We start from the raw sequence: 13,339 nt of genomic DNA, 5'->3' as shown, positions 1-13,339 counted from the left end.
TCTTTCTAAGGATATCTAGTGAGCTTCAATCGGATAAAGCTGCGGCTTGGTGCTGGAAGGCGGAACATCCAGCAAGGTTAACGCCTGCGCCGCTACCTGCGAAAATACTGGCCCGGCTACTACCCCGCCATAAATTCCTGATTTTGGCTGGTAGATAATTACTGACACTGCGATCTCCGGATTCTCCGCGGGTGCTAAACCAATAAAAGAGGCAACTACCCCCCGCGAACCTCCCCCGCCAGAAATAATTTCACTGGTACCAGTTTTACCAGCGCTTCGATAACCAGGAATCTGTGCTTTCTTTGCAGTTCCTTCATCACTGGTTACCGACTCCATCATCCGCACCAGCGTGGCAGCTGCGTTCTGATCTAACTTTTGCGCAGCTGCCGGAACTTTTGCCTTTTCGGGAATTCCCTGGGAATCTTCATATTCGGAAATCATCCGCGGGGCAACATACACCCCATGGTTAGCGATAGTAGAAATCAGCGCCGACATTTGTAGCGGCGTACAAGCCATCCCCTGACCAAACATAGTGGTCATCCGCTGACGGGCATCCCAACTCTTCGGGCTACCAATTATTCCTGCTGACTCACCCGGCATTTCAATGCCCGTTTTTTGCCCCAATCCCAAAGATTTCATCATTTGATATCGCTGCTGATCAGTAACCATTTGTCCAATTTGAACTGTTCCGGTGTTAGAAGATTCGGCCAATACCCCGGAGGCAGTTAATCTCTTGGTGGAGTGGGAATGGGAATCTCTAAACGACTGACCGGCGATAGTAATCTTATCTGACGAGTTCACCGGGGTTAATGGGGTGATTTTCTTTTGTTCCAAGGCAGTAGCAAAAGTTACCAGTTTGCCGCTAGATCCCGGTTCGTAAGTGTATTGCACCGCCCGCGATCCCGTGGTTCCCGAGGTTCGCTTGCGGACTTGCTCGGGAGGTTCGTTACCAGAGTCTGCCAAAGCTAAAATCTGACCGGTGCCTACCCGCTGCACGATCGCGGTTCCCCAAGCTGCCCCAAAATCTGCAACCTGTTTATTTACCAAACTTTCCGCAGTGTTCTGCAGATCCGCATCAATCGTTAAGCGGACAGTTTTGCCTGGTGTAGCTGCCTTTAGAACATCGGCTCCCCCCGGGATTACCTGCCCGGAAGGAGATATCTCTGCCACCCGCTTGCCCGGAACTCCCGCCAGCTGTTTATTTTGCGTGGCCTCAATACCGGCCCGCCCAACTTGCTCAAAATCGGTGAAACCTAAAATCGAGGAGGCAGTGGCACCATTAGGGTATTGCCGCTGGTAACGTAGTTCCCCATCGATACCATCGATTTTTAGTTTTCGGATCTTCCGCCATTTCTCGGCGCTAACATTCTTAGCCAGGTAGACGAAGCCTCTGCTTCCCACCATTTTCCCCCCGAGCACAGCCGGGTTCATCTCCAGAATTGGCGCCAATTGCCGGGCAGCTTCGGCGGCTCCGGTTCCGATTACTTTCTTTTGATTACGAGGGTCGCGAAGTTTACTTTTATCAGTAACTATCTTGCCGTCAGGGGAAACGATCTCATGATGCACATAATCTTTGACCAATATCTGGTTAACAGACACGTTATAAACCTCGATCGAGGTGGCGAGCACTGTCCCTTTCCTATCTACAATGTCTCCTCGCTTGGAAACGATCTCGGCGGAAACAGTTCGTGCCTGCCTGGCCTCGTCAGCAAGAGCGGGGGCTTGCACTACCTGTAGATCGAATAACCTAGCGCTACACAGCACCAGTAGAAAAACGACTATCACCAGTAGCAGCCTGCCGCGTTTGCCTGCTACCTTACTTGCTCCTCGGCTGTTTACGCTCCCCTTAGAAATGAAATCTCTCCCCGCACGCTTTCGCGAATCTCCCTGGTCAGAAAGAGTTTTCTGTTTTACCAAAGAAGCGCCCTTCGCCGGCGATTCCCTTCGCTTCTTTCCCACCATAGACGCCTATTATTCCTTAGCTACCGGAACTGGAGGAGTTCCCCCTTCGATCTTGCTTGTTTTTAGGGTAACGTATCCGGTCTCTCCTGCCGGGACATACCCGGCATCCAGGGCAGCTTTACGTACTTTCTCGGGACTAGACTTTAAATTGACCTGGGACTGCACCCGTTGGTTATCTTCTTGTACTTGCGCTAATTCCACCTGGTCGTCATGAATCTGGTAAGAAATTACCGCCAATTGGGTATTGATCAGCATCGGGGAAACAATCAGGGCGACTAAAAGTAGAGCAGCAGCCACAATTTTCGCCATCAGGGGAGAGCGTTTTTTAAGTGTCTGCTCGTCGCCCACAACTCGTAAGCGAGCCGCATTTCCGGCGCGAACCGGCCGACGCCGAGTGGGCGATGTCTGTCTGAGGGCGGCGGAATTAGACATGGTATTCCCGGATCCTTTCTGCGGGCTCACTTAACTTGGTAATCGCCCGTAACCGCACCGATGCGGCACGAGGATTATTGGATATTTCGGTTTCTCCGGCCTTTTCGGCTCCATTGATGAGCAACTGGAAAGCTTTTGGCTCATCTATAGGGATCCCCTCTAGATTCGTCGAGGTCGATACCTGCGAAAATGCCTGTTTAACTATCCGGTCTTCTAGGGATTGGTAAGCTTCCACCACCATCACTCCACCAGGTGCCAGACTTTCCAGGGCGGCAGGGATCGCTCGTTTGAGGATGCTTAACTCTTGATTTACTGCTATCCGTAATGCCTGGAAGGTTCTCTTGGCAGGGTTACCCCCGGCCCGACGCGCCGGAGCGGGGATGGCGTCCCGCACGATCTCTACTAACTGCGCAGAGGAAGTAAGCGGAGTTTTCTCTCGGGTTTTTACTATTTTCCGGGCAATGCGAGAAGCGAACTTCTCTTCTCCTGCCTCCCGCAATATTTTTGTAAGCTCGCTGGCAGAAAGTTCTTTCAACAAGTCTGCCGCAGTTTTACCGCCACTTTGATCCATGCGCATATCTAGATCGGTATCGCGGGCATAGCTAAAACCACGCGCTGCGTCATCGAGCTGTAGGGAAGAAACTCCCAGATCCATCAATATGCCACTTAAGGGATAATCCTCGTCATGATATGCCGCCGCCACTTGCCCAATCGCATCGTAGGTTGCATGTATCGCCCTAAACCGAGAAGAGTATTCACCCAGACGCCTACTGGCTTTCGCGAGCGCCTGTTTGTCCCGGTCAATGCCGATCAAATGCACCTCGGGGTAGGTCTGCAAAATAAGCTCGCTATGTCCTCCTAGCCCCAAAGTGCCATCGATTACCAGGGCGCGTCCTTGTTTTCCGGCTTGCTCAATCCCCTGCCCCAAAAGCTCGATGCAGCGTGCAGCTAGCACCGGCTGATGAGTAAAAACAGTGTTTGGGAACATGGTTTCCTTTTGGAAGTTGGGACAGGTGGGAGAATTTTGTGGAAAACCAGGGCTCTCCCCGACGATCTGCTACCGGGGAAGAGGCATCAGAGCATTCGGGAAGAGGCCAGGCTCTCCAAGCTAGAACATTCCGGGAATCACTTCCTCTCCGGTTTGAGCGAAGGCTTCTTCCTGCTCGGTTAAATATTGGTTCCAAGCCTGGCCGTTCCAGATCTCCACTCGGGATCCGGCGCCGATTACCGCGAGCTGCTTACCGAGATCTGCATAGGCGCGAAGTTGGGGTGGAATCACGATCCGACCTTGTTTATCCGGGATTTCATCAGAAGCACCGGAAAGCATGACTCGGACGTAGTCGCGACCTTGACGGGAGGAAAGTGGAGCCCGGCGTAGTTCCTGGTACATCCGTTCAAACTCGGCTGCAGGAAAAACATAGAGACAACGATCTTGACCTCGAGTGATTACTAATCCACCCGCCAGTTGATCCCGGAATTTGGCTGGAAGAATCAAGCGTCCTTTATCGTCCATTTTGGGTTCATAGGAACCTAAAAACATGGGCGCCACCTCCTTTCCAACCAGATAGCTCCACTTTACCCCATTTTTCTCCACTTTGGCGCGTAATATTGGGGTTTCTAGAAATACAATTGCGGAAATTACTAGTTTTACCTGCGTGGATTAATTCCAATCAAAGTGGAGTGAAAAATCTGATTCTGCTTATTCGTAACCGGAATTACGAGAGCTGATCCTTAAAAACCGGAAAAGAGTAAAAACCTACCGATCGCTGCAAGGGCGGCGACCTTCCACTGCCCAAAGGGGCGCAAAAACATCAATAAGCGTCTCAGATGTTTTTGAGCAACATAATTGCGAGATTTAATATGAATGAAAGCTTAACCTATACGAATGGAAACTTAGCTAGTTAACGCTCGCCGTTGCGGCGATCCCATTTATCTTCCTGACGCTGCTTAAACGAGCGCTTCGAGCCCGCCCTATTTGCCGCAGACCGGTTACTAGTTGCAGTTTTGTTGGGATTTACTCCGAAGCTTGAAAACCGTGAATTCATCGGTAAAGTCACTGCAAAAAGTACCACTATAAACCCGGCGACCGCTACGGCTATCGCTAAAAACTTAGAGATTGTCCATACCGATATCCCCACGATCAGCAGCGCAATCCCCAGCAGGACTAGGAGCGTCATGGTAGCGACCAGCTTGGGAGAAAAGTTCAATTTTTGCGACTTTTCTGCCCCAGCGCTTTTAGCAGTCGGAGCTTCAGCCACGCGGACATCAGAGAATTGGCGTTCCATATCTGCGAGAATCTGTTTTTCTTTTTCAGATAGTCCCACGTTAGTTCTCTCCTTTCCGCGTCAATGCTTCTTCCAGCATAAAACAAAAACCTAGTTCAGTCAGACTCAGTTTCATAACTTGACGCCCTCGAGTTCTTCTCGGGCGTAACTAGCGTAGCCGGACGCAGGGAAGAAGCACCAAATTTCTGGTGAATCCTATCCATCGCTATTTCCGTGGCGCGTCCGCGAGTATCACTCCCCCACGCCAGCTGCACCCCCGAAGTGGCAGAGATTAGTTCTTTGGTAGTGACTCCTACCAGACGGATTCCTCCCTTTGGCACATGCTCTTTCGCGAATAAGTCCAAGGCTTGACGCGCAATCTCGCGCGCAACATCGGTGGGCTGGCGCAGAGTGTGGGAACGAGTCCAGGTACGAAAATCGGCGGCTCGTATTTTAATGGTGACATTGCCGGCTAAAAGATCATTGGCGCGTAGCCGTGCCGCGCATTGGTGCGCTTGATCCAGTAAAGTTGCCGCAATAGTTTCTCGCGAATGGACGTCGAGCGCGAAAGTAATCTCGGTTCCGATGGATTTTTCTTTGCTGCCTGCATCTACTCGGCGCGAATCTTGCCCCCGACATAGCTGGTAAAGACGCACTCCTAAGGCTTTCCCAAATAGGGAATTCAATTGGGAAATACTTAAAGTGGTCAGTTGCCCCACGGTTTCGATTCCTTTTCGCTCAAGTTTGGCGCCTGCTGCAGCTCCGATCCCCGGGATGGCGCCCACCGGCAAAATCTGCAAAAAATCCTTAGTTTTGTCCGCAGGTACCAGTAGCACCCCATCTGGTTTGGCATGGGCAGAGGCAATTTTTGCAACTAATTTATTGCCCCCGATTCCTACCGAGGCCGGTAAAAAAAGTTCTTCCCGGATCCGTTTACGCAGCAGGTGAGCTATCTCTAAAGGGGTTCCTAGTCTCCGGCGCGCTCCAGAGACCTCTAAGAAAGCCTCGTCAATCGATATTTGTTCCATTACCGGGGTGATTTCCCCCAGAATTCTCATGACTTTCTTAGACAGCTGCGAATAGTATCCATGCCCGGAGGCGACCACTATCGCTTGGGGACACAGTCGCTTGGCCTGAGAAACTGGCATCGCCGCATGTACACCGTGCGCCCTGGCTTCATAGGAAGCCGAAGAAACCACTCCGCGATTGCTTTTGCCTCCTACGATTACCGGTTTGCCCCGTAAGGTAGGATTGCGCAGAATCTCGGCCTCCACGAAAAAAGCATCCATGTCGACATGCAGAATATTGGTTCCGCTATCATCGGTGCCCCAATCTTTTTTGGCGGCGGCAGACTGTGGAGCTTTACTCACCGGTCAGTTCTTTCCGCTATCCCCGTTATCTTCTAATCTGCGCTGCTGATCTGTTAGAGATTCTCCCTGACTACGGGGAGGAGGCGGCGGAGCTGGGGTAGCTGAACCGGAGCCCCTGGAATTTCTTTCTGCCTGTTTAGGCCGCAGATGGGAGCGGCGCGGCGGAAAATGCCTACCCTGCGGAGCGCTACCTGGTGCAGCCGCCTGGCCAATAGCTGCGGCTTTGGAGGGGTTAACTTCCCCTTCTTTGCTACGATCAGGTTCCTTCATATGGGACACGTACTGTCCTGATCGGCTCCCAACGGCTTTAAATACCTGTTCCGGAGGCTGAATATTGGTATTTCCCAGCTGGCGGGAGGCAACTTTTCGTGCCAGGTGCGCCAGCAAATCATCCCTTCCCGCAAGGAGTCCCTCCGCGGCTTCTTCGGGAGCGTCTTGAGGATTTACTTGCGCCAAGAACTTTTCAATGCGTTCTGCAATTGCCTCTCCCGACCGGGAATCCACTGACTCGGCTAAAGACTTCGGATGCAGCTCTCCCCAGGGTTGGGTTAGCGCCTCGTCATAGTGCTGCTCCATTTTTTCAATCAGTTCCTTAGCTTCGGGATTTTCCTCGAGCTGCGCACTGATCTCTTTGATCATTTGGGTGCTGGCTGCTTCCAAATCTCCCATCGGCAAATCCAGATTGAGAGTCTCAGAAAGATATTGAATCGCGCTAACTGCCCCCGGCGGATACTGTCCGTCTGCCAAGTAATAAGGAACCCCCACTACGATTCCTCGTGCCTGCACGGAAATCATTTGGAATAGCATCTGCAGGTACTGCCCAAAAGAGGCAGTGATAATGAAAGTACCCGGCATCTCAGTTTGCGGAGGCAAAATATCCGGATTGGGAGAAGTCTGGTTAATGAAGGGGATCCGGGTGTGGGGAATATTGGCAGCTATCCCCATCAGATCAACTGCCTGTTTTACCCCCATCTTTTGACAAACCTCGAAAATTGCCAGGGAAAAATCTTCCCAGTTAATGTCGGGTTCTAGTCCGCGCAGCAACAGTATTTGGCGTCCGGAATAATCAGTAATCCGCTCCAGGGTGCAACTGGGGTAACGCATATCGGTCATCATCCAGTTTTCAATGGTTATTCGAGGACGTCGCGCCCGGTAATCCAGTACCGTCTCTAGGGAAAAACGCGCAACTTCTTCATGCGGAAGGGCATGCAAGAGCTGCTCGATAATCATTCCGCCAATATCACCGGAATCAATCGCCCCCGAAAAGGCGTAGAGCAGCACCTCTGCCTGGGTATCCTCGTAGGCAGGACCGGGAATTATAAAACGGGCACTATCTGTCATCTACCCTCCATTCTTTAGTCCAGCCTACCCGGCCAGCGCCGCGCGCGCATCGCCCCTCGCCCGAGCTATGCGGTTTTAGCGATAGCGGGTAGAATAGACGCCTACTTTTTCTTAAGGGAAGGGGCTCTTCTTGAATGATCCCGAGCAGCTAGCGGCGGAGCAGCAGGCCGTAGATCGCATTTACCAGGTTTTAGATGATGCCCGTACTCGTTACCGCCAGCGCCAGCGCCAGGTTCAGGCACTTGGCGCCACCGGTTCTCCCCAAAACCGCTCGGAACGCGACGTAATGGCAGCTCATTTGGGAGACCAAGCCGCCCGCTTGGAACGGGTAGAAGAACGCTTAGTATTTGGAAAACTGACTCCTCTGACTGGGAAAGATTTCTATATCGGGCGGGTAGGACTGCAAGATAGCGATCACGCTCAGGTGTTAATGGATTGGAGAGCCAACGCCGCCACTGCCTTTTACCAAGCGACTGCCCGCCACCCTCTGGGAATGGCTAGGCGGCGCCATATTGGCCTGCATCGCCGGGAGGTAATTTCGCTAGAGGACGAAGCCTTCGATCTATCTCACAGCGCTAAAGAAGGGATCCAGCTCCAGGGCGAGGGCGCACTATTGGCAGCGCTCCAAGCAGAACGCTCTGGCCATATGGGCGATATTGTGGCCACCATCCAAGGTGAGCAGGATCGAATAATCCGTGCGAACACTTCTCAGATCCTGGTAATCCAGGGCGGACCGGGCACTGGTAAAACCGCTGTGGCATTGCACCGCGCGGCCTATTTACTATATGAACAGGCCGAACGCTTAGAAAAATCCGGGGTGCTGATAGTAGGCCCCTCACCCGCTTTTTTACGTTATATCGAGCAGGTATTACCTGCGCTAGGAGAAACCGGGGTGGTCTCCACCACCATGGGAAATCTATTGCCGGGAACTAGAGCCCCGGGTAAAGAACACCCGAAAGTCTCGGCTTTGAAGGGAGATTTACGTTGGGTAAACCTAATTGAGCAGGCAGTACGATCGCTGCAACGGGTTCCCGATTCTGATCAGTCATTAACAGTAGGCGCTACTAAACTGCTCTTGCGACCGCGAATAGTAAAAGAGGCGATTCGCCGCGCCCGTCTTAGCGGAAAACCGCATAACCAGGCACGGGAAATCTTCGTTGCCCACGTTTTAGATTCTTTAACTGACCAGTATTTAGATAGTGAAACCCGCCGGGAGCAAGCAGAATTAACTGCTGCCGCGCAAGAGGCCGGCTTAGGGGAAATAGAAACTAGTCGCGACGTACTTTCTGAACGCGCCCTAGTGCGCGAAGATCTGCGTTCCAACCTTAATGTGCGCCGGGCAATCAACCTTTGCTGGATGCCTTATTCGGCGCAAGATCTATTACGCCGCATTTACGCCTACCCAGCATTTCTTGCCCGTTTTGCCAGTGAATTCAGCTCCGAAGAGCAAGAGATACTTTATCGCCCCAAGCAGGAACCATTTACGCCTGCTGACGTGCCGTTACTCGATGAGCTCGCGGAACTGCTGGGAGAGGTACCAAATACTACCTCTCCTACTTCTCGTCGCTCCCGATCTGCTGCCCGCGAACGAGAGTTATCGCGGGCGCAAGCCGCGATCGAGGGACAAGGACTGGGAGACGGAATTGTCTCCGCTAAGATGCTGGCCACAAACGCCGCTGGAAACATTGAACAGTCCTCTCTAGCGGAGAAAGCATATAAGGATCGCACGTGGACCTATGGGCACGTAGTGGTGGATGAAGCTCAGGAACTATCCCCGATGGATTGGCGCTGCCTGTTGCGGCGCTGCCCTTCGCGTTCTTTTACCGTAGTGGGTGACTTAGCCCAGCGGATTTCCGCCGGGGGATCTTCTTGGAGCGAGCTGCTAGGCCCTGCCGGAGATGCTCTGGAGGAAGAAGCCTATTTAACGGTTTGTTACCGTACCCCGAAAGAAATTATGGATTTAGCGGAGGCGGTTACCACTGCCGCTGGGCGCCCCTCCCCTTATCCGGTTCAAGCGGTTAGACAAGATCCGAACTCGCTAATAACCCGCCAGGTAGCAGAGCTTGATATTTCTGCTGTGCAGGAAGCAATTTCCAACGAGATCAGCTATTTAGACAGGGTTTTAGGCGCTGGACGAGGACGCATTGCCCTGATCTGCGCGCAGCGCGATTATTCTACGGTTTTACAGCTTGCCAGCCAGCTGCCCGTCCCGGTAGGGAACGATCCGATTAGTGATCGAGTCTGCGTATTAGATGCGGTCACTTCGAAGGGCTTAGAGTTCGATAGTGTAATTTTGCTAGAGCCAGTCAATATATCTGCCCAAAGCGTCGGTAATCTTTTTGTGGCCATGACTCGCCCCACCCGTCGCCTAGTTACTCTGTATACCCAGCAGCTACCAGCCGGGTGGCAATAACAGTTCCATAGCGAGTATTAATACCGCAGAGCGGACGATTTTGCTAAGCATAGCCCACGTTGAAAAGATAGAGGCATGACGAAGGCAGTTTTACTTGAAGATCCGCACCAGGTGGCGGATGAAGTCTTTACCGGTAACGACATTGAAGTAGAGCGCGTAAAAGGCGCCCTGGAAGAGGATGCGTTGATCGAACGCCTCCAGGATGCCGATATTGTGGGGATTCGCTCAAAAACCCAGGTAACTTCGCGAGTGATTTCTGCTTGTCCCCGCCTGAGAGTGGTAGGTTGTTTTTGCATAGGTACTAACCAGGTAGATTTGTCAGCCGCCACCCAAGCGGGAGTGACGGTGTTTAATGCCCCTTACTCCAATACTCGCTCGGTGGTAGAGCTGGCCGTCGGACACATTATCAGCCTGGCGCGCCACGTGGAAACTCGCAACCAGGATTTACAACGCGGAATCTGGAATAAGAGTGCATCAGGTTCTCATGAGGTTCGCGGGAAAACTCTGGGGATTATAGGCTATGGAAATATTGGCACCCAGCTTTCAGTATTAGCTGAAGCCTTGGGAATGAATGTGGTCTTTTATGACTCATCCCAGCGCCTGGCAATGGGTAATGCCCGGGCTTTGCCCTCCATGGATGAAGTGCTAAAAACTGCTGATTTTATTTCCCTGCACGTGGACGGCCGTAAATCCAATGAGGGCTTGATCGGCAAGCGGGAGTTCGAACAGATGAAAGAGGGCGCGATTTTCATTAACCTTTCGCGTGGCATAGTGGTAGATGTTGAGGCTTTAGCTGAAAACATTCGTTCCGGAAAAATCTCAGGCGCTGCGGTAGATGTGTATCCCGAGGAACCGCAGAAGAACGGAAACGAGTTTCATTCCCCGCTACTAGGGCTACCCAACACGATTTTGACTCCGCATATCGGCGGCTCTACTTTGGAGGCTCAGTTCGATATCGGTCAGTTTGTAGCGCATAAAATTGCGGACTACTGGCACCGAGGTAGTACCGAGATGAGCGTTAATATGCCCAACTTGAAACTTAATTCTCACCCGGATTCTTGTTACCGCCTAGCATTCTTGCACACTAATACCCCAGGGGTGTTGGGGCGTATCAACCAGGTTTTTGCCAACCAAGATGTGAACATCAATGGTCAGATTTTAGGTACCGAAGGTCAGGTAGGGTATGCCCTAACCGATATTGCTTCGGAGCTTCCAGTATCGGCAGTTGCCGAAATCCGCTCTATGCCCGAAACTATTGGTCTACGAGTATTGTCGCTGCGTTAACAGCATTTTGTTGCGATCGGATCTCGTCGATGGCAGTTTGGAAGTCATCTAAATCGTCAAAACTGGAATACACAGACGCAAATCGCAGGTAGGCTACCACGTCGAGTTCCCGGAGCGGCTCCAGGATTGACCTGCCAATGCAGTGGGAGTCAATTTGCGATTTTCCGCTCGCCCGTAGATTCTCTTCTACCTGTTGCGCCAATTTTGCGAGGTCATCACTACTGACGGGACGCCCCTGGCAGGCTTTTCTAACTCCACTGATCACTTTTTCCCGTGAGAACGGCTCCAAAGTACCGGAACGTTTTTTGACGGATAAAGCTGCAGTTTCAATAGTGGTAAAACGCTTATTACATTTGGTACATTCGCGTCGCCGCCGGATAGCATTTCCCTCTTCGGCGGTCCGCGAATCGATTACCCGCGAATCATCATTATGGCAAAACGGACAGTGCAACTTTTCCCCCATCAATAAGCATCCTGGAGGTCTAGCTTATCGCAACATTTGACACTCTTGCATCAACGCCCTCAAAGAGAATCGGACTACAAGAAAGAATGGGTGATCTGCAGTCTGGATCCCTAATCATAGCTAGGAATCTTCGACGTAGCTAAAAGCGGTAGCAACCGATCTAGCCGCGCCCTTAGAGACAAGGACGCTTCCTTGCTTATCGCCCGATGCCGTTAGGATTACCGTCCTAACAGTAGATCCGCCGAGGAAGCTTGGCTGTTTTCTGCCGTCACCTCGCTTGAAATCTGGCTTGTTTGCCCGGCGCCATCAGCGGACGCATCCCAATAACTACCAAGACCTACCCCGGAGATTAACGCTGCCGCCACCAGCACTAGCCCTGCGGACACTCGGAATAATTTATGGCTAACCCGGGGAACTGGCAGCTTCTTAGGCAATGGTTTTTGGGGAGCCGGGCGCCGCGCACCGTCTAGGTTTTCAGCCTTGGCAGCGGGAGGAACCGCTGCCAAAGGTGTTGGTTTTACCTGCTGGGTGCGAGGCGCTCGGCGCGCCCATTGAGGAAGCGAGTCAAAAGCTGCTGCCGGCCCCTCCGTGCGGTTCTCCCTACCGACGGCGGGCGGGCATGGCAATTTTGAGCCCGCAGTATGACGGGACTTAGCCCGCGCACGTTCTATATAGGTGGCGTCGACCAACTGTAGGTGAGGACGCTTAGGCTTTGGCGTAGAAAGCTTCGCCAACTGGTAGCTCCCCAAACCCACTACCCGTTTTTGGGCTAGTTCTTCCAGATTGAAAGAAAGTTGTGTGGACATGACTGCACCTTTCTCGAACAAATGTTCTTCGAACATCTGTTTGATATAGTAGCGAGCAGGCACTGCAAAAGCAAGTGAAATATGCAGATTTATCGAACAAATGTTTGCATAATGAGTCACAATTTCTTATGATCAAGGTGACAGCGGGAGGGAACCATGAACAAAGACCAAGACGATGCCTTGGATATAGAAACACTACGTCCACGCGCACGCTCTATTTTCGAGGCAGTTTGCGCTGGGATTCGCTCCCGGGGATACCCGCCCTCGGTTAGGGAAATTGCCGCAGCCGTAGGACTGTCTTCCTCATCTACTGTCAAACACCACCTAGACAATCTGGTCAGTCAAGGTTTCTTGGTACGCGCCGCGGGACGCAGCCGTGCCCTCGAGGTAAACCCGCAATTCACCTCGCGTGCGAGCGATGAGCCGGCTGTCGAAACCGCAACTTCCCAGCTTGGGGAAGTAACCCCCTTAAACCATCATGCGATTCCCTTAGTGGGACAAATCGCTGCGGGCACCCCCATCGAAGCCCAGCAAGATATAGAGGACGTCTTCACTATCCCTACCCGCTTCACCGGCGATGGCGAACTCTTTATGCTCAAGGTACATGGCGACTCGATGATTGAAGCGGCGATCTGCGATGGTGACTGGGTGGTAGTTCGGCGCCAAAATGTTGCCGAACTCGGCGAAATCGTGGCTGCCATGATCGAGGGGGAAGCTACCGTTAAAACCCTCGCGCGGCGGGAAGGTCACATCTGGCTGCTCCCCCACAACCCGGCATTTGAACCGATTCCCGGCGATAATGCCACCATTTTAGGAAAAGTCGTTACCGTCCTGCGGGCGCTATAAACTGGTCACTTCCGGACTCTAAGCGGCTTTTAGTTCACTATCTAACGCCTGCGCTGTCATCTTTACGGTTCAAAATCCCCCCTGCTCTCCCCTTAAATTCTCTTTTTAACTGCTCTTTCAGGCTCTAAAGCTCTTAACGTGACTTCTTCTACAGTGAA

The 13,339-nt window shown here is 52.3% G+C and carries 12 protein-coding genes; 3 read left to right on the top strand and 9 right to left on the bottom strand.

The window, feature by feature from the left end; genetic code table 11:
- Nucleotides 1-15: 15 nt before the first annotated feature.
- From RDM26_RS02790 to RDM26_RS02760, 7 genes are all read right to left on the bottom strand, one after another.
- Nucleotides 16-1,959, bottom strand: a complete 1,944-nt coding sequence (locus tag RDM26_RS02790; protein ID WP_307737525.1) for a penicillin-binding transpeptidase domain-containing protein — start codon at nucleotides 1,957-1,959, stop codon at nucleotides 16-18.
- A 12-nt stretch (nucleotides 1,960-1,971) separates the two neighbouring features.
- On the bottom strand, nucleotides 1,972-2,394 hold the full coding sequence (locus tag RDM26_RS02785) for a hypothetical protein (protein ID WP_307737524.1): 423 nt from the start codon (nucleotides 2,392-2,394) through the stop codon (nucleotides 1,972-1,974).
- Nucleotides 2,387-3,382, bottom strand: coding sequence for a 16S rRNA (cytosine(1402)-N(4))-methyltransferase RsmH (gene rsmH, locus RDM26_RS02780; RefSeq protein WP_307737523.1), 996 nt, complete (start codon nucleotides 3,380-3,382; stop codon nucleotides 2,387-2,389). The genes RDM26_RS02785 and rsmH overlap by 8 nt, the downstream gene beginning before the upstream one ends.
- Nucleotides 3,383-3,502: 120 nt before the next feature.
- Nucleotides 3,503-3,934, bottom strand: coding sequence for a division/cell wall cluster transcriptional repressor MraZ (gene mraZ, locus RDM26_RS02775; RefSeq protein WP_307737522.1), 432 nt, complete (start codon nucleotides 3,932-3,934; stop codon nucleotides 3,503-3,505).
- Between the two features lie 361 nt (nucleotides 3,935-4,295).
- Complete coding sequence (locus tag RDM26_RS02770; RefSeq protein WP_307737521.1) at nucleotides 4,296-4,718, bottom strand: DUF3040 domain-containing protein; 423 nt, start codon at nucleotides 4,716-4,718, stop codon at nucleotides 4,296-4,298.
- 56 nt (nucleotides 4,719-4,774) lie between these two features.
- Nucleotides 4,775-6,028, bottom strand: coding sequence for a DNA polymerase IV (gene dinB / locus RDM26_RS02765; protein ID WP_307737520.1), 1,254 nt, complete (start codon nucleotides 6,026-6,028; stop codon nucleotides 4,775-4,777).
- Nucleotides 6,029-6,031: 3 nt separating this feature from the next.
- Nucleotides 6,032-7,369, bottom strand: a complete 1,338-nt coding sequence (locus RDM26_RS02760) for a PAC2 family protein (protein WP_307737519.1) — start codon at nucleotides 7,367-7,369, stop codon at nucleotides 6,032-6,034.
- 130 nt (nucleotides 7,370-7,499) lie between these two features.
- Here RDM26_RS02760 and RDM26_RS02755 point away from each other — a divergent pair, with 130 nt between their 5' ends.
- Entirely contained in the window at nucleotides 7,500-9,782 is a 2,283-nt protein-coding gene (locus tag RDM26_RS02755; protein ID WP_307737518.1) for an AAA family ATPase, read from the top strand.
- 75 nt (nucleotides 9,783-9,857) lie between these two features.
- Nucleotides 9,858-11,066, top strand: a complete 1,209-nt coding sequence (gene serA, locus RDM26_RS02750; RefSeq protein ID WP_307737517.1) for a phosphoglycerate dehydrogenase — start codon at nucleotides 9,858-9,860, stop codon at nucleotides 11,064-11,066.
- Here the strand turns inward: serA and nrdR are convergent.
- Nucleotides 11,035-11,529, bottom strand: coding sequence for a transcriptional regulator NrdR (gene nrdR / locus RDM26_RS02745; protein WP_307737516.1), 495 nt, complete (start codon nucleotides 11,527-11,529; stop codon nucleotides 11,035-11,037). The two genes, serA and nrdR, sit on opposite strands and share 32 nt — an antisense overlap.
- Before the next feature lie 218 nt (nucleotides 11,530-11,747).
- Nucleotides 11,748-12,335 carry a hypothetical protein gene (locus RDM26_RS02740; protein WP_307737515.1) on the bottom strand — a complete coding sequence of 196 codons (588 nt, stop codon included), beginning with the start codon at nucleotides 12,333-12,335 and terminating at the stop codon, nucleotides 11,748-11,750.
- A gap of 156 nt (nucleotides 12,336-12,491) precedes the next feature.
- Between RDM26_RS02740 and lexA the strand changes: the two genes are divergently transcribed.
- On the top strand, nucleotides 12,492-13,181 hold the full coding sequence (gene lexA / locus RDM26_RS02735) for a transcriptional repressor LexA (RefSeq protein WP_307737514.1): 690 nt from the start codon (nucleotides 12,492-12,494) through the stop codon (nucleotides 13,179-13,181).
- Nucleotides 13,182-13,339: the final 158 nt, after the last annotated feature.

This window comes from uncultured Varibaculum sp. (assembly GCF_902489465.1).
In the GTDB taxonomy this organism is placed as follows: Bacteria; Actinomycetota; Actinomycetes; order Actinomycetales; family Actinomycetaceae; genus Varibaculum.
Note: the sequence above shows the minus strand (reverse complement) of the source record. Positions and strands in the feature narration are given on the sequence as shown.